The 16440-nt window shown below is 41.0% G+C and carries 18 protein-coding genes; 12 read left to right on the top strand and 6 right to left on the bottom strand.

Annotation, left to right across the window (positions count from 1 at the left end; genetic code table 11):
• Window positions 1-84: 84 nt before the first annotated feature.
• The 6 genes from gluQRS to U9670_RS02325 form a co-directional block, all read right to left on the bottom strand.
• On the bottom strand, window positions 85-1113 hold the full coding sequence (gene gluQRS / locus U9670_RS02350; RefSeq protein ID WP_323841622.1) for a tRNA glutamyl-Q(34) synthetase GluQRS: 1029 nt from the start codon (window positions 1111-1113) through the stop codon (window positions 85-87).
• Window positions 1113-1526 carry an RNA polymerase-binding protein DksA gene (gene dksA / locus U9670_RS02345; protein ID WP_323841623.1) on the bottom strand — a complete coding sequence of 138 codons (414 nt, stop codon included), beginning with the start codon at window positions 1524-1526 and terminating at the stop codon, window positions 1113-1115. Before dksA ends, gluQRS begins: the two co-directional genes overlap by 1 nt.
• A gap of 258 nt (window positions 1527-1784) precedes the next feature.
• Window positions 1785-2615 (bottom strand): metallophosphoesterase, encoded by an 831-nt coding sequence (locus U9670_RS02340; protein ID WP_323841624.1) that lies wholly within the window; start codon window positions 2613-2615, stop codon window positions 1785-1787.
• Window positions 2616-2622: 7 nt separating this feature from the next.
• Entirely contained in the window at window positions 2623-3423 is an 801-nt protein-coding gene (locus tag U9670_RS02335; RefSeq protein ID WP_323841625.1) for a metal ABC transporter permease, read from the bottom strand.
• Window positions 3420-4178, bottom strand: a complete 759-nt coding sequence (locus U9670_RS02330; protein WP_323841860.1) for a metal ABC transporter ATP-binding protein — start codon at window positions 4176-4178, stop codon at window positions 3420-3422. The genes U9670_RS02335 and U9670_RS02330 overlap by 4 nt, the downstream gene beginning before the upstream one ends.
• Window positions 4165-4677: a transcriptional repressor gene (locus U9670_RS02325; RefSeq protein ID WP_323841626.1), complete on the bottom strand. Its 513-nt coding sequence runs from the start codon at window positions 4675-4677 to the stop codon at window positions 4165-4167. Before U9670_RS02325 ends, U9670_RS02330 begins: the two co-directional genes overlap by 14 nt.
• Window positions 4678-5009: 332 nt before the next feature.
• Between U9670_RS02325 and U9670_RS02320 the strand changes: the two genes are divergently transcribed.
• The 12 genes from U9670_RS02320 to U9670_RS02265 all read left to right on the top strand — a co-directional run bounded on the left by U9670_RS02320 (window position 5010) and on the right by U9670_RS02265 (window position 16429).
• On the top strand, window positions 5010-5891 hold the full coding sequence (locus U9670_RS02320; protein WP_323841627.1) for a metal ABC transporter solute-binding protein, Zn/Mn family: 882 nt from the start codon (window positions 5010-5012) through the stop codon (window positions 5889-5891).
• Window positions 5892-6239: 348 nt separating this feature from the next.
• Window positions 6240-6638, top strand: coding sequence for an ATP synthase subunit I (locus U9670_RS02315; RefSeq protein ID WP_323841628.1), 399 nt, complete (start codon window positions 6240-6242; stop codon window positions 6636-6638).
• Window positions 6639-7112: 474 nt separating this feature from the next.
• Window positions 7113-7982, top strand: coding sequence for a F0F1 ATP synthase subunit A (gene atpB, locus U9670_RS02310; protein WP_323841861.1), 870 nt, complete (start codon window positions 7113-7115; stop codon window positions 7980-7982).
• Window positions 7983-8030: 48 nt separating this feature from the next.
• On the top strand, window positions 8031-8276 hold the full coding sequence (gene atpE / locus U9670_RS02305) for a F0F1 ATP synthase subunit C (protein WP_323841629.1): 246 nt from the start codon (window positions 8031-8033) through the stop codon (window positions 8274-8276).
• Window positions 8277-8390: 114 nt separating this feature from the next.
• A complete protein-coding gene (locus U9670_RS02300; RefSeq protein ID WP_323841630.1) occupies window positions 8391-8861 on the top strand; it encodes a F0F1 ATP synthase subunit B in 471 nt (156 codons plus the stop codon).
• Between the two features lie 12 nt (window positions 8862-8873).
• On the top strand, window positions 8874-9422 hold the full coding sequence (locus U9670_RS02295; protein ID WP_323841631.1) for a F0F1 ATP synthase subunit delta: 549 nt from the start codon (window positions 8874-8876) through the stop codon (window positions 9420-9422).
• Between the two features lie 33 nt (window positions 9423-9455).
• Complete coding sequence (atpA, locus tag U9670_RS02290) at window positions 9456-11000, top strand: F0F1 ATP synthase subunit alpha (protein WP_323841632.1); 1545 nt, start codon at window positions 9456-9458, stop codon at window positions 10998-11000.
• Window positions 11001-11071: 71 nt separating this feature from the next.
• Entirely contained in the window at window positions 11072-11944 is an 873-nt protein-coding gene (gene atpG / locus U9670_RS02285; protein ID WP_323841633.1) for a F0F1 ATP synthase subunit gamma, read from the top strand.
• Between the two features lie 27 nt (window positions 11945-11971).
• On the top strand, window positions 11972-13396 hold the full coding sequence (atpD, locus tag U9670_RS02280) for a F0F1 ATP synthase subunit beta (protein WP_323841634.1): 1425 nt from the start codon (window positions 11972-11974) through the stop codon (window positions 13394-13396).
• A 100-nt stretch (window positions 13397-13496) separates the two neighbouring features.
• Complete coding sequence (locus tag U9670_RS02275; RefSeq protein WP_323841636.1) at window positions 13497-13913, top strand: F0F1 ATP synthase subunit epsilon; 417 nt, start codon at window positions 13497-13499, stop codon at window positions 13911-13913.
• Between the two features lie 43 nt (window positions 13914-13956).
• Window positions 13957-14685: a response regulator gene (locus U9670_RS02270; protein WP_323841637.1), complete on the top strand. Its 729-nt coding sequence runs from the start codon at window positions 13957-13959 to the stop codon at window positions 14683-14685.
• A gap of 55 nt (window positions 14686-14740) precedes the next feature.
• On the top strand, window positions 14741-16429 hold the full coding sequence (locus U9670_RS02265; RefSeq protein WP_323841638.1) for an ATP-binding protein: 1689 nt from the start codon (window positions 14741-14743) through the stop codon (window positions 16427-16429).
• Window positions 16430-16440 lie beyond the last annotated feature (11 nt).

Raw genomic sequence — 16440 nt, 5'->3', positions numbered from 1 at the left:
TTATTATCATTGCCATAAAAAACCGCTAAGTTAGGCGGTTTTTTGTTCGATATCAAGTTTTTTTTGGGATTAAAATTTTTGGTATTAAAAGTTGTTTAAGTCAGGTGTTATTGTATCTTGGCGTGAATCATTGATTGTCCCAAGACTATGCTGGTGGGTGAGGGGTTGATTGTCCCAATGCTTGATGGCGAAATCTAAAATTTCACCAACTGTACCATCTGCCATGTCATCGGCGATGGGCTGTTTTAATAAGGTCAGGGCGTGAATAAGTAGGTTGTTTGGGCAGGATTGTTTGATGGGCTTAGCAAGGTTTTGTTTGGAGAGTTTTTGTCCATTCTGATTATGCAGTAGCGGTAGGTGATAAAAGTAATCGGCAATAGGTAGGTGTGCAGCATGATTGATGGTGAGCTGGGCTGTGGTCATTGGCATGATATCAAGTCCACGCATGATATGACTGATGTTTTGTAATCCATCATCAATAGCACACGCAAAGATGTAATTGACCATATCATTTTGGCGTTTGATGACAACATCTCCTAGGCTTTTGGCGGGATTGTCCCAAATGACACCTTGAATGCCATCATAAAATCCGCTCAGTACATCAGGCAGGCTTAGGCGAATTTTACTGTCCAAATGCTGTCTTTTATGATGACTGTGCAAGCACAATCTGGGGTAAATTGGGGGTGTATTTAAGCCCTCAACAGCATTCATTTGTCTTAGTACATCACTAAAAATCACTGGCGCTACTTTGCTTTTTGGGTGATTGCCAAAATATTGGCTAATTTGTTTGCGTGAGCATCGGCAGGCATAAGTCAAAGGCTTGATGGTTTCAATAAAGTCATCATAGATTGCCAGTCTGTCTGACTGAAAAATGACCTCATCGTCCCAATATAGCCCTAGACTTTCCAAATCTTGCAAGATAGATGTGCTATATTTTGGCTTGCAGCGTTCAAAATCCACATCTTCCATACGAACCAACCAGCGACCACCAAGCGACTTGATATGACAAAAACTCGCCACAGCAGTTGTGAGCGAGCCTAAGTGTAGGTGTCCTGTTGGCGATGGTGCAAATCGCCCAATAACAGGGCGAGGGCTTGTTGTTTTATCCGTCATTAGCCCAAGTTCTGCTTTTCTTTCATTTCAGAAAGTGTTTTGCAGTCAATGCATTGTGTGGCGGTTAGACGAGCCTCTAAGCGTTTTAATCCAATTTCTGTACCGCAAGTTTCGCAGTAGCCATAATCACCTGTTTCGATTTCAGCAATGGATTTGTCAATTTTGCGAATCAATTTGCGTTCACGGTCTCGTGTACGCAGTGCCAATGCAAATTCCTCTTCTTGAGTGGCACGATCGTTGATGTCTGCCATGGCACCTGTCTCTTCGTTAATGTAATCTTTGGTGCGTTCTGCTTCTGACACAAGCTCTTCTTTCCATGCAAGTAACAGAGCACGGAAATGTGCCAGCTGTTGCTCTGACATATACTCTTCATCTTTGGCTGGCTCATAAGGCAAGAAAGTCTGAGTGGTCATGTGCTGATTTATCCTTGAAAATGCACCATAAACGGCGACTTGGGTGATGATGATACAATTAACAGTATCACCAAACATTAAGACAAAATACAAATTAAAGATTTGATGATTTGTAAAAAAAGATGCTCAATTGATGGAGCTTGGGCATCGAGTTTAAAAATTTTCATAGTTTGCCAAAATATGTTGACTTTTACAAGCATTTTAGGCAATTATTGCGTGTGTTTACAATTTTTTAGTTGATTTTTGATGAGTTGGTTGTTAATTTTGGGTTCTTTTTACCCAAGTTGCTAGCGTTTTTTTGTTGCAAATTTGTATCAGTCGAAATCCTGAAGAAACATGGTCAATGGCAAAATCATCTTGATGGGGGGCAAATTGCCGACTTGTTGCAGGGCAGGTTAGGAGTGTTTTGCCTTGAAAATGAATGGTGTGTGCTTGGTGTACATGACCGCATAATATGGCCTTAATATTATCAAAACCTGCAAGCGTTTGCCAAAATTCATTGTAATTGATTAGCATATGCTCATCAATCCATGCTGAACCAACAGAGCGGGGGTGATGGTGTAGGGCGATGATGGTGGGCAAATTTTTCAATAAATCATTTGATAAATGATGTCTTAAAAATTGCAAGCTGTCTGCCGAAATCTTGCCGTGAATTTGCCCGCTGATTGCAGAATTTAATGTCAAAATTTGCCAAGTTGTACTAGGCATTTGTATGATTAGGCGTTGATGATTGGGCAATCGTAAATCTGGGTCTATGGGTAAGAAAGTTCGTTCATGAAAGGGTAGGTGATGCCCAATTTCGTGCGCTACATCATGATTGCCTGCCATGCACAAATAAGGAATGCGTGTCTTGTCAAGGGTGTCAAACAACCAATCATAGCCATGTTTTTTTCCATCGTTCACCAAATCACCTGTTAAAATCAGTAGGTTTGGTGAATGCGATAATGCCAAGTCTAGCACTTGTAAAAAATCATCAAAACTTTTTGGATTTGATAAATGTAAGTCGCTGATTTGAGCAATTTTAAAGGTATCTTGGGTGTGAGTCAGGTTCATGGTTTTTGGTGAATCACTTTTTGATTGATCAGCCATTTTTAAGTTAATCTTTTTTGCTCAATTTATGAAAGCCAAATAAGGTAAAAAAGACCAAGGCTAAGGTCATTACAATGGCAAGTCCCGTTTGTACATCAAGCCAAATACTTCCCCAAACGCCTACTGTTATGCCAACTTGCCCCAAAATCATGGCGATGGCAACCATCTGCCTAGGCGATACCGCAAGCAGGCGAGCACTTAGAGCAGGTAGGATAAGTAGTCCACTGATCAGTAGGCTACCAACGGCCTGCAAGGCAACGGCACAAAATCCCGCCAATAAACCCATAAAAAAAATCCGCTGCTGTAAGGGGTTAATGCCTGAAATGCGTGCCAAGGCTTCCGATGTAGCAAGTTTGACTTGTTTGTCCCAAATCCAAACCAAAAACACCCCACCTGCTGTTACCAACGCTGCCAGTCTAGGTAAATCACCCCAGTCCATATCTAGCAGACTGCCAAACAAAAAACCCAACACATTTGCTTGCTGTTGAGTAAGCTGAGTTAGTGTGAGTAGCCCAAGGCATAATAAAGTAGCAGCTGTAATGGACAGCGTGGCATCGTTGGGCAGTTTTTTATTGTTCATAAAAATAAGAGTGATGACGACCAACACACTCACCAGACCGATGCCAATATCAGTAGGTAGATTGAGCCAAACTGCAAGAGCTACGCCAAGCAATGCACCATGTGCCAAAGTATCAGCAAAAAATGCCATGCGTCGCCACAGTACCAAGCAACCAAGTGGTGCGGACAATAATGCAAGCAGTGAGCCTGCTATCCATGCAGGGGCAATGATTGGCAACCATTCATTCATCGTGTATTCCTGTATATGTAGTCATGGCCATGATGGCAATTGTCAGTATGCTGGCAATGGTCGTGATGATGTATGTAAGGCTGAAAATGACCAAACAGGCGACTAAATTCAGGGGCATGAGCAATCTCGCTTGGCGCGCCTTGGCAGCAGATATGTTTGTTTAGGCAGATGACCCGTTTTGAGCCTTTCATTACCCAATGCAAATCATGCGATACAACCAGCATTGTACATGCCAAAAAATCAGGCAGCTCATCAATAAAATGGTACAGCCAGCTTTCAGTGTCTGGATCAAGCCCTTGCATCGGTTCATCTAAAATTAAAAGGTCTGGCTTATCTAGTAATGCTCTGGCTAGTAGTACACGCTGAGTCTCTCCACCTGATAGATATGCCATTTGTTTGTGAGCAAGTGGCTTGATGGATAGACTATCTAGAATGAACGCCTTTTGTTCAAAGGTTAGTCGCTTTGAGTTTGTTTGGCTGAGCAAATCTTGAACGCGTAACGGTAAAATTTCAGGCACGCTAAAACGCTGTGGTACATAGCCAAGTGTTACAGCATTTGTGCGAATCTGTCCAGAAGTGGGTTTTAATAGGCCTAAAATGAGTTTAACCAAGGTGGATTTGCCTGCACCATTTGGGCCAATAAGACTTACCATCTCACCAAAATATAAATCCAGCGATATGTCATTTAAAATGACCGTATCACCGATTTGATGATTGATATCATGTAGGCTTAATATGGGTTCATTCTTGGCAATCACGACAAACGCCTTTTAATTCAATGATGGTGTATTCTATGTTAAATTTTGCATCATCTTTGGCAAAATTCATGATGCCATCAACTGGTAGATTGCTACATTCTTCAACTGCATGGCAAGATTTGCAAATCAAAAATGCGGCTGCGTGCTTGGAGCGTGGGTGGCAACATGGCACATAGGCGTTTAAAGAGCTTAATTGATGAATCAAACCTTCGCTCAATAAAAAATCAAGTGAACGATAGATGGTAGGTGGTGCGATATTTTTGTTGATGATACCGTTTTGTTGGCGTGATAACTGTAAAGCACTGATTAAATCATATGCACCTATGGGTTTGTCCGATGTTAAAATCAAAGAATATACCTCTTCACGCAACGGTGTAAAACGCATGCCACGAGCCTGGCAATGAACCCTAGCCTCGTCAATGCGTTTTTTGACATCATGGTGGTGAACATTGTGGTGGTGATCGCAAGCACAGGTGTTTTGTGTGGTTGTTGTCATGGTGGTATGTTTTTTAATTAGGTCAGATGAATGATTATTTAGTGAGTAAGCATCATTAAAAATGATACTGACAAAATGTATTATACCTTATAATGACCCTTTTTCTCTATTGAAAAATACTTTTTTGTATTTAAAAAAATCATCAATCACCGCATTAAAAAATACATTTTTAAAGTTACAAATGTTATAATGTAGCAAAATACCCATGTTTGCTTTTTAATTTATTGAGTGGTGTTGAAGCTAATTAGATAGTCAAAGATGCGGTTTGTATTCTTTTGGTTTATTAAAAAATGCTATTTTTTATTTTTAAGTTGTGCTTTTGGAAATGGTTTATGAATTTTAAATTTACTTTTAGGGATTGTGGTAAAGTCATTAAAATGGGCATGGCATCTGTATTAATGATGGGTGCGATGATGGCAAATGCAGGCATGGTTACCGTGAGCAACTACCCTTTATTATTGCTTTCTAATGCCGTTACCGCAGGTGATGAATCTGCTCAAGTGTTGCTCGGTGCAGGTGATGTTGGGCATCATGGCGAGCTTAGTCCAAGTGCTAAAAAATTGATTGGTGATAGTGATTATGTGGTCTGGTTTGGCGGTCTTTTGGAGCAAAATTTGGTGAACTCGCTGGCTACTGCACCAAATGCGATTTCATTGTTTGATTTTAATGCTTTTGAGCGTTTGCCTATGCGTCATATTGATGGTCTGGCACAACAAGGCAGTTTTGATGTGCATATTTGGCTTGAACCTGAAAATGCCAAAGCCATTGTGCGTGCACTTAGCGTGGTGCATTCTTATGCCAATCCTGACAAAAAGTCACTCTATGAGCAAAATGCAAAAAACTTTGAAAAACGCATGGATGAAGCAGTCGCTCAAGTTCGATCAGATAACACAACCTTACCTTATTGGGCTTATCATGATGCTTTTCAATATCTTGAAAGGTCTGCAAATCTTGCTTTTGCAGGTGCCTTAACACCTGATCATCATTTGGCACCCAAGGTAAAGCAAATCATTCACCTGAATAAGACCCGCCCAAATGCCCATATGTGCATCGCATCGCAAGGCAAGGTTTCTGAGGGTATTGTGAAAAAATTGGGTGATGTCAATGTGGTTGTTCGTCAAGAAGACATGAGTGATGGCGAGGATTTTGTGAATGCTTGGTTGTCTCTTGTTGCTGATATTCAAAACTGCATTAAGGCACCGTTAAAATCATAATGAGTATTTAATAAAAGCCGATGATGTGATTTTAAGATAGGCTCTTTATCAAAAAATATTAAGTCAAAAAATATTTAAGGATTTAAGGATTTAAGGATTTAAAATATTTAAGGATTTTTTGCTAAAATGGCGTATGATTCCTATTGCCATCATCGATAAAACTTTTTATAATACAAATATTTATGAATATAAAATTTAAAGACTTGCCTGTTTTTATGTGTGTTTTTGTTCATATATTCATATTTTTAATTTGTATTTGATTTGCTAAATTGACTTATTCTTTTGTTGATTTTTTTAATCAAAGTTCACAATAATGTCAAAAAAGAGCAGTAAAAGAATGATATGCAAATGAGCCAACCAGCAAAGCGTAATCAAAAGCAGCGGGTCTGTAATGCCCAGAAACGACAGGCGATATGCTTGCTGTTTGTGGTGGCTGTAGTTGCTGTCTGCGAGGCGATGGTAGGTATGACTGATCGTCTTATCACCAAAAGCGTGGCGACTGGGGCGTTATTAAATTTCATCGCTCAAAGCACTTTTACACTGATGGCTTATCGTGTAACAGGTGCAAAATTACGCCAACAAATCATGCTAAATATGTATTTTGGGCAGGTACTTAAATGGCTCATCACTTTGATAGGCTTTGCAATGATTTTTATTTATGCCAAGCCGATTAATGCTGCTGTCGTTGTGTTGGGTTATCTGATTATGCAATTGTCGCATTCGCTTGTTGTGCTTAAAATACGCTGACGGCAGGCGATACAGGATAAATCATTGCTTTTGACGGTTTTGTAAAAAGCCAGCATATTATCCACTGATTTGCCCCAAGATTATTATTCGTTAATTTTTTACAATTCAAGCTGATTTCTATTAATAAAACGAGTGAAATTGGCTTGAATTGTAAAATTTCGGTAAGAAAATTCACATTTACTCTTTACATATGGCTTTGAGTAAAGTAAGATAGTCAGTTAGATATGAATGCAGTTTTTTTTGATACGACCATTGTTATTGATTTGCTAAGACAATAGCAATAGTTCTATATTCATTGATTTATTAGAGAAAATGAATCATAGGAATTATAGATGGTATCTTAAATTTAGACAGGCATGGCTTAATGGCATTAAGCATCTTTGATGTTTGCTATGTTTATATTACGAACTTTTGTTCTGATTGGGTGTTTACCACCGAATCTTTTTGTTTGACTTAAAAAATAAGAAGCTTATTATGGCAGCCGAACAGACATCTTCAAGTTATATTGCTCACCACTTAACCAATTGGACTTTTGGTTACCACCCAGAACATGGTTGGAAGGTGGCTCATGATGCCGCAGAAGCCGCAGAAATGGGCTTTAAGGCCATTCATTTGGACTCAATGCTGTGGTCTATCGGCTTGGGTATCTTTTTTTGTGCACTATTTTGGTTGGTGGCGCGTAAGGCAACTTCAGGTGTACCAAGCAAGCTACAAGCTTTCGTTGAGATGATTGTAGACTTTGTTGACAATAGTGTGCGTGAATCTTATAACGGCCCTTCAAAACTTATTGCGCCGCTATCCTTGACAATTTTTGTTTGGGTATTCTTGATGAACTTGTTGGATTTAATCCCTGTGGATTGGATCCCAGTGCTTGCACAAAAAGTCGGTGGGATAATGGGTCATGATCCACACCATGTTTATTTCAAGATTGTTCCAACGACAGATCCAAATATCACACTTGGTATGGCACTTGGTGTATTTATGCTAATCATTGGATTTGGTCTTAAATATAAAGGCATTGGTGGTTTTATCGCAGAATTTACTCTACATCCATTTAGTGTAAAAAATCCAGTTCTACAAGCATTACTTATCCCTATAAACTTAGTTCTTGAAATTGTTACTTTGGTTGCAAAGCCAATTTCACTAGGCCTTCGTTTGTTTGGTAATATGTATGCAGGTGAGCTTATCTTTATTTTGATTGCCCTGATGCCATTTTGGATTCAGTGGGCACTATCAGTGCCATGGGCAATATTCCATATTTTAGTTATTACTTTACAGGCGTTCGTGTTTATGATGTTGACGATAGTTTATCTATCACTCATCTCTCAAATATCAGAACATTGATTTTTAAAAATTTTCCAACTTTAATTTTTTTAGTCTTAAGGAGACATCATGGATCCAGTAATTGCTCAATATGCTCAACTTGCAGCAGCTCTTTTAATCGGTCTAGGTGCTTTGGGTACAGGTATTGGTTTTGCTTTACTAGGTGGTAAGTTCCTAGAGAGTACCGCTCGCCAACCAGAATTAGGTTCGCAACTTCAAACCAAAATGTTCATCGTAGCAGGTCTTCTTGATGCTGTACCAATGATCGGTGTTGGTATTGCCATGCTACTTCTATTCGCCAACCCATTCGCATAAGCTGAAACTGTCAGTTTAATGTCCATTTCTGGTCGCAACATTGATACATTGATTATTAATGAAGCGGTCTAGAAGTGGCTATCACCTGACTTTCACTAACAACGAGGTGATTGGATGAATATTAATGCTACACTTCTTGGTCAGTTAATTAGCTTTGCGATTTTTGTGTGGTTCTGCATGAAATTCGTATGGCCACCACTGATCGGCGTCATCAATGAGCGCCAAAGAAAAATTGAGGAAGGCTTAAGTGCCGCCGAAAAAGCCAAGGCAGATCTGGCTTCTGCTGAGCAACAAATGGAACAAGAATTTGTTGCTGCAAAAAATGAGGCTGCTTCTATTATTGAGCGTGCAAATAAAACCGCCAATCAAATGATTGAAGACGCAAAGGTTCAAGCGCGCTTAGAGAGTGAACGCATCATTGCTCAGGCTCATACAGCTGTTGAGCAAGAAGTTGCTCAAACTCGTGAACAACTTCGTTTGCAAGTTGCCGATTTGGCAGTCCTTGGTGCAGAAAAGATTTTGCAAAGCAAAGTCAATGAACAAGAACATGCTGACATGCTAAACCAGCTTGCAGCTAAGCTGTAATTAGGGGAAATCATGGCTGAACTATCTACCTTAGCACGACCTTATGCCAAAGCGGCGTTTGACTATGCTAAAGAGCATAATGCAATTAATGAGTGGGAAAACTTCTTATTGGTTGCAAGCAGTATTGTGTGTGATGATTTATTTTCTTCATTGCTAAGCAATCCAGCCATTTCTGCAGAGCAAAAAACTGTCGTCTTAAATGATGTTTATGCTTCAAAAACGGCAGTTCAAATTTCTGACGCATTGGTTAATTTTACCAAGCAATTATCAGAGCATGATAGACTGGCTTTATTGCCTGAAATCCATACTCATTACAGCAAGTTAAAATCACAAGAGCTAAAACAGGTTGATGCTTATATTACCTCAGCCTACCCTCTAACTGAATCTCAGCGTGAAGTTTTGCAAGAGCGTCTTGCAATCTCGACAGGTTCGATTGTCATTTTACATGAAGCAATTGACCCAGAACTTTTGGGTGGTGCAACAATCAAAGTGGGTGATAAGTTTACCGATGGCTCGGTGCGTGGCAAGTTACAACAATTAAAGACCCAACTGACTGCTTAGTAAGCAGCTTGATATTTTAAAGGAAACAAGGCAATGCAACAATTGAATCCAGCTGAAATCAGCAATCTGATTAAGCAGCGTATTCAAGACCTTGACATAAGCGCAACTGCAAAAACTGAAGGCGTAATCGTCAGTGTCTCGGATGGTATTGTGCAGATTCATGGTTTAGAAGAAGCCATGTATGGTGAGATGATCGAGTTTGAGGGTAATGTTTATGGTATGGCATTAAACCTTGAACAAGACTCGGTAGGTGCGGTTGTCCTAGGTGACTACCTAAGCCTGCAAGAGGGTCAAAAAGCCTATTGCACAGGTCGTATCTTGGAAGTTCCAGTTGGTCCTGAATTGCTAGGTCGTGTCGTTGACGCATTGGGTAACCCAATTGACGGCAAGGGTCCGATTAACGCAAAACTAACTGATAAGGTTGAAAAAATCGCTCCAGGCGTTATCGCTCGTCAATCAGTTGATGAGCCTGTGATGACTGGTTATAAAGCAGTTGATACCATGATTCCTATTGGTCGTGGTCAGCGTGAGCTTATCATTGGCGACCGTCAAACTGGTAAAACAGCATTAGCAATTGATGCGATCATTGCACAAAAACACTCTGGTATTAAGTGTGTGTATGTTGCCATTGGTCAAAAACGCTCGACCATTGCTAATGTGGTACGCAAGTTAGAAGAAACTGGTGCATTGGCATACACTACCGTTGTTGTTGCATCAGCATCTGAGCCTGCTGCTCTACAATATATTGCTCCATATTCTGGCTGTACGATGGGTGAATACTTCCGTGATCGTGGTGAAGATGCTTTGATTGTTTATGATGACTTATCTAAACAAGCGGTTGCTTATCGTCAAATTTCACTATTGCTACGCCGCCCACCAGGGCGTGAAGCATATCCAGGCGATGTATTCTATCTACATTCTCGCTTATTAGAGCGTGCGTCTCGTGTGAATGCTGACTATGTAGAAGCGTTTACCAATGGTGAGGTAAAAGGTAAAACTGGCTCATTAACTGCATTACCAATCATTGAAACTCAAGCGGGCGATGTGTCAGCATTCGTACCTACCAATGTGATTTCAATTACTGATGGTCAGATTTTCCTTGAATCCAACTTGTTCAACTCAGGTATCCGTCCTGCAGTGAATGCTGGTATCTCGGTATCTCGTGTTGGCGGTGCGGCACAAACTAAAATCATTAAAAAGCTCTCTGGCGGTATTCGTACGGCTTTGGCTCAGTATCGTGAATTGGCGGCGTTTGCCCAGTTTGCCTCTGACCTTGATGATGCAACCAAGCAGCAACTTGAGCATGGTGAGCGTGTTACTGAGCTAATGAAACAAAAACAGTATGCACCAATGTCTATTGCAGATCAGGCGGCAGTGATTTACGCTTCCAATGAAGGTTATTTAGCAGATGTACCTGTCGAAAAAATTGGTGCATTTGAGGAAGCGTTGCTTCGCAATTTGCGTGCTGAACAAAGTGCCCTGATGGATGAGATTGATCAAACTGCAAATTATAACGATGATATTGAAAGTCGTTTAAAAGCAGCTATTGAATCGTTCAAAGCATCGACAAGCTACTAATTAGAAATACGGTGTGCTAATAATTTAGCACACCAAACCTTATTAAAAATAAGTCCAGTATTGGAACAACTATGGCAAGCTTAAAAGAAATACGTGCAAAAGTAACCAGCATTAAAAGCACTCAGAAGATTACCCGTGCAATGCAAATGGTGGCTGCCAGTAAAATGCGTCGAGCACAAGAGCGTATGGAAATGGGGCGACCTTATGCTGAAAGTATGTCCCGAGTAATTACGCATTTGGTACAGGCGCAGTCGGATTATAAACATCCATATATGGTGAGTCGCCCTGTCAATCGTGTGGGCTTTATTGTTGTTACATCAGATCGTGGTTTGGCAGGTGGTTTGAATATTAATTTATTCAAAAATCTTCTAAAATCGGTAAAGCAATATCAGGATCAATCTGTTGAAATCGAATTTGCAGCCATTGGTTCAAAAGGTGTTAGTTTTTTCAAAAACTTTGGTGGTAAAGTAAGTTCAGTTCTGACAAACTATGGCGACAGTCCAAGTTACGAACAACTTAGCACACCAGTCCAAGTGATGCTAAATGATTATAGCGAAGGTCGTTTGGATCGTATTTATTTGGTGTACAATCAATTCATCAATGCCATGACGCAAAAGCCTTCGATTACTCAACTTGTTCCATTGCCAGATGGTGCATTTGATGATGACATGGCTGCAGCACATAGCTGGGACTACATTTATGAGCCAGAAACCAAAACTTTGATTGACAGTCTGATGGTACGCTATATTGAGTCTATTGTATATCAAGCGGTGCTTGAAAATATCGCTTCTGAACAATCAGCTCGTATGGTAGCAATGAAGGCTGCAACGGATAACGCTGGCAATTTAATTAAAGATTTACAGTTGGTTTATAACAAGCTGCGTCAAGCGGCGATTACCCGAGAGATCTCGGAAATCGTTGGCGGTGCTGCCGCTGTTTCTTAGCCGAACAATGAATTATAGGAGAACGCAATGAGCGGTCGTATTGTGCAGATTATTGGCGCGGTAATCGATGTTGAGTTTAGCCGTGGTCAGGTGCCACAAATTTTTGACGCACTACAAGTTGATGGTACCGAAACAACATTAGAAGTACAGCAGCAATTGGGTGATGGTGTGGTGCGTACCATTGCTATGGGCTCAACTGAAGGCTTAAAGCGTGGCCTGTCAGTATCTAACACGGGTGCACCGATTTCTGTGCCTGTTGGTCAAGCGACTTTGGGTCGTATCATGGATGTATTGGGTCGCCCAATTGATGAGGCTGGTCCTGTGAATGCCGCTGAAAAGTGGTCAATTCATCGTGATGCACCAAGCTATGATGAGCAATCAAACTCAACCGAACTTTTAGAAACAGGCATTAAGGTAATTGACTTGTTATGTCCATTTGCTAAGGGTGGTAAAGTTGGTTTGTTTGGCGGGGCAGGTGTTGGTAAGACTGTTAATATGATGGAGCTTATTAACAATATTGCCCTGAAGCATTCAGGTTTGTCGGTATTTGCTGGTGTGGGTGAGCGTACTCGTGAGGGTAATGACTTTTATCACGAGATGCAAGAAGCAGGTGTTGTTAACACCGAAGACTTCACGAAGTCAAAAGTAGCGATGGTTTATGGTCAGATGAATGAGCCACCAGGAAACCGCTTGCGTGTTGCATTGACAGGTCTTACTATGGCGGAATATTTCCGTGATGAAAAAGATGAGGCTACTGGTAAAGGTCGTGATGTTCTATTGTTTGTGGACAACATTTATCGTTATACGCTGGCAGGTACTGAAGTATCAGCACTTTTAGGTCGTATGCCTTCTGCGGTAGGTTATCAGCCAACATTAGCAGAAGAGATGGGCGCATTGCAAGAGCGTATTACTTCTACTCAATCAGGTTCTATTACTTCTGTACAGGCCGTTTATGTTCCTGCAGATGACTTGACCGACCCATCGCCTGCAACAACTTTTGCGCATTTGGATGCAACTGTTGTATTGAGTCGTGATATTGCATCGCAAGGTATCTATCCTGCGGTTGACCCACTAGACTCAACTTCTCGCCAACTTGATCCACAAGTTATTGGTGAGGAACATTATAATGTTGCTCGTGGTGTGCAAGAAGTGTTGCAACGCTATAAAGAACTTAAAGACATTATTGCCATTTTGGGTATGGATGAATTGTCGGAAGAAGATAAGATGGTTGTTTATCGTGCCCGTAAGATACAGCGTTTCTTATCTCAGCCATTCCATGTTGCCGAAGTATTTACAGGTGCGCCAGGTAAGTATGTGGCACTTCGTGATACGATTGCTGGTTTTAAATCAATCATTGAAGGCGAGTATGATCATTTACCAGAACAAGCTTTTTATATGGTTGGTGGTATTGATGAGGCAATTGCCAAAGCTGAGAAACTACAAACTGCATAAGTTTTTAATGATGTTTAAATGAGCTATATTTGAGTGTTAGTCGGTAATAATCGTCCATTATGGCGGTTGTTACCGTTAAACTTAATATTAGGAGAGTATAATGGCAACTTTTAAATGTCGAGTGGTAAGTGCTCGTGAAGAGTTGTATGCTGGTGACATCAATATGTTGGTGGCGGCAGGTCATGATGGTGAATTGGGTATCCTTGCAGGACACACACCATTGATTACTTTGCTAAAACCAGGTGCCCTGCATCTTAAAAACGCAGAGGGTGCCGATGAAGTCATTTATGTTTCTGGCGGTGTTCTAGAAGTGCAGCCCCACCTTGTAACTGTGCTTGCAGACTCTGCAGAGCGTGCACATGATTTAGATGAAGTAAAAATCGCTGAAGCTCGCCGTAATGCTGAACAGTTGCTTGCCAATCAAAATAATACTGTTCAAACAAATGCAGCATTGGCGGCATTGGCTGAGTCTGTGGCACAGCTACAAACCATTCAAAAATATAAAAACCGTGCCTAAACAGTGCATTTCCAAGCCATCTTATGATGCCTAAGGATAATTCATGACGACAACGATACCAAATTTAGATAAAGTAGACATTCCAAAAATTCTCATTGTTGAAGATGATGAACGATTGGCAGTACTGACTCAAGACTATCTTAGACGAAATGGCTTAGATGTTGCCATTGAGATGGATGGTACTCGTGCGATTCGTCGTATCATTAGTGAGCAGCCAGATTTGGTGGTGCTTGATGTGATGTTGCCAGGATCGGATGGTTTGACAGTTTGTCGTGAGGTACGCCCACATTATCAAAACCCAATCTTGATGCTAACTGCTCGTACAGAAGACATGGATCAGGTGCTGGGTCTTGAAATGGGTGCAGATGATTATGTGCCAAAGCCCGTACAACCAAGGGTATTGCTGGCTCGTATTCGTGCGTTACTTCGTCGCTCTGAGACAGCTCCTTCTGCAGATTCGCCACAGCGTTTGGAGTTTGGTGATTTGGTGATTGATAATGGCGGTCGTTCAGTAACATTACATGGTGAGTTGGTAGACTTTACCAGTGCTGAGTATGACTTACTTTGGTTGCTTGCTTCAAATTCTGGTCGAATCTTGTCTCGTGAGGATATCTTTGAGCGTCTGCGTGGCATTGAATATGATGGTCAAGACCGCTCGATTGATGTGAGAATTTCTCGCATTCGCCCAAAAATTGGTGATGATCCAGAAAATCCAAAACGCATTAAGACGGTTCGTAGTAAGGGCTATTTATTCGTCAAGGAAGGTAACTGATTAAAAATAAAAGCTGGCGATTGCTGGCTTTTATTTTATGAGGGTGATTTTTATTATGGCACTGACTTCCATAACTGAGCGTAGTATTTTTTTTCGTATTTATGCAGGGCTTTTGCTTGTTTGTCTGGCGGTGGCGTTTTTTACCTATTTGCTTGTTGACTCCATCAATCAAGAGCGACTGCAATCTTACCGTGAAAAAATTTCTACGGGCGTATTTCATCTCATAAGCCAAGGTTTGGCACACCAGCAGGAAGATCGACGTCAGTATTGGTTATCTGATGCTAGCCGTTTGTTTGGTGAGACATTCACTGTTGTGCCTATGCATATGGTGGATTTTAAGGGTCGGGAAATTCGTCGTATCAACCATGATGAAACCGTTGTCCGCTATAACCCAGCGACTAAAGAATCGACCATTTACCATCGTATCCCCAACGAAAATAACCTGATTACTGTCAAAATTTCGCAGATTAATGAGCGTCAAGTGCGAGCTTTGACAATATTTTTGTTTGATGATTTGTTTTATTACCCAACTGTATCGGCCAAAGAAAAACGCTTGCAATTTTTAAGTCAAAAATTCACCTATCCAATTGAGATTAAGCATATCGAATCTCTTGGTATTGACCCTGGTCAAATTGCACGCCTTCGTAGAGATGAACCTGTTATCTTGTATAAAGATGGCAACAGTGCTCAAAATTCATTGATTACACTGGTAATGGCAACGGAAAATGATGATGAGGTGATTGTCATTGGTCCTGTGGATTTGTTTAATTGGTTTCCGCTGAATCTTATTGTCAGTATGGTCCTAATTTGCATTTTGTTGGTCAGTCTTGGTGTGTATGGTCTGATATTTCCGCTTGAGCGTCGTTTACAGCTGCTGCAAGCAGGGGTGAACCGAGTAACACAAGGTGATTTTAATACTCAGGTTCAGGTCGTGGGGCATGATGATATTTCTCAGTTGTCATCAACATTTAATGTCATGACTCGACACATTAAGCGGTTGATTGAAGCACAGCGTGAGCTGACGCGTGCAGTATCCCATGAACTAAGAACACCTGTGGCACGCATTCGTTTTGCGGTGGATATGCTGGCTGATGACGATGATTATGAGTCTAGGCAATGCCAAAAAAAATATATCGATGAAGATATTGAGGCTTTAAACGAGCTGATTGATGAGATTTTGACATATGCCAAGCTTGAAGAAGGTGCACCAAAGATGGATTGGGAGATGGTGAATTTAGAGGGTCTGATTGAGCAAATTAGACGAGAGACCAACGCACTTGGCAAAGAAATTGAGATACAAATTCAACTGTCATCTTCTAAGGCGCAAGCGATGGCAGATAGGCGTTATCTGCATCGTGTGGTGCAAAATTTAGTTGGCAATGCCATGCGTTATGCCAAAAGCACGATTTTAATCAGTGCAGGAGTGGTTAAGGGTCGTGCTTTTGTAAGCGTAGAAGATGATGGACAGGGAATTAAACAAGAAGATCGCAAGAAAATTTTCGTGCCATTTGCACGCTTGGATGACAGCCGTACTCGTGCATCAGGCGGTTATGGTTTGGGTTTATCTATTGTCTCACGCATTGCCTTTTGGTTTAGTGCTGATCTAAAAGTTGATGAAAGCCCTTCTTTAAAAGGTGCACGATTCATCATGGACTGGCCTGCCAAGCAAGCAGGTGTTACCATCGCTGCTGATGAGCTGACTCAGGCCAAAGCGGATAAGATTGTGGCTGGTCAGTCATATTAATGAGTTTAGCA

The sequence above is a fragment of the Moraxella tarda genome, from assembly GCF_035181405.1.
Taxonomy (GTDB): domain Bacteria; phylum Pseudomonadota; class Gammaproteobacteria; order Pseudomonadales; family Moraxellaceae; genus Moraxella.
This window is presented reverse-complemented; position numbering and strand designations above follow the sequence as displayed.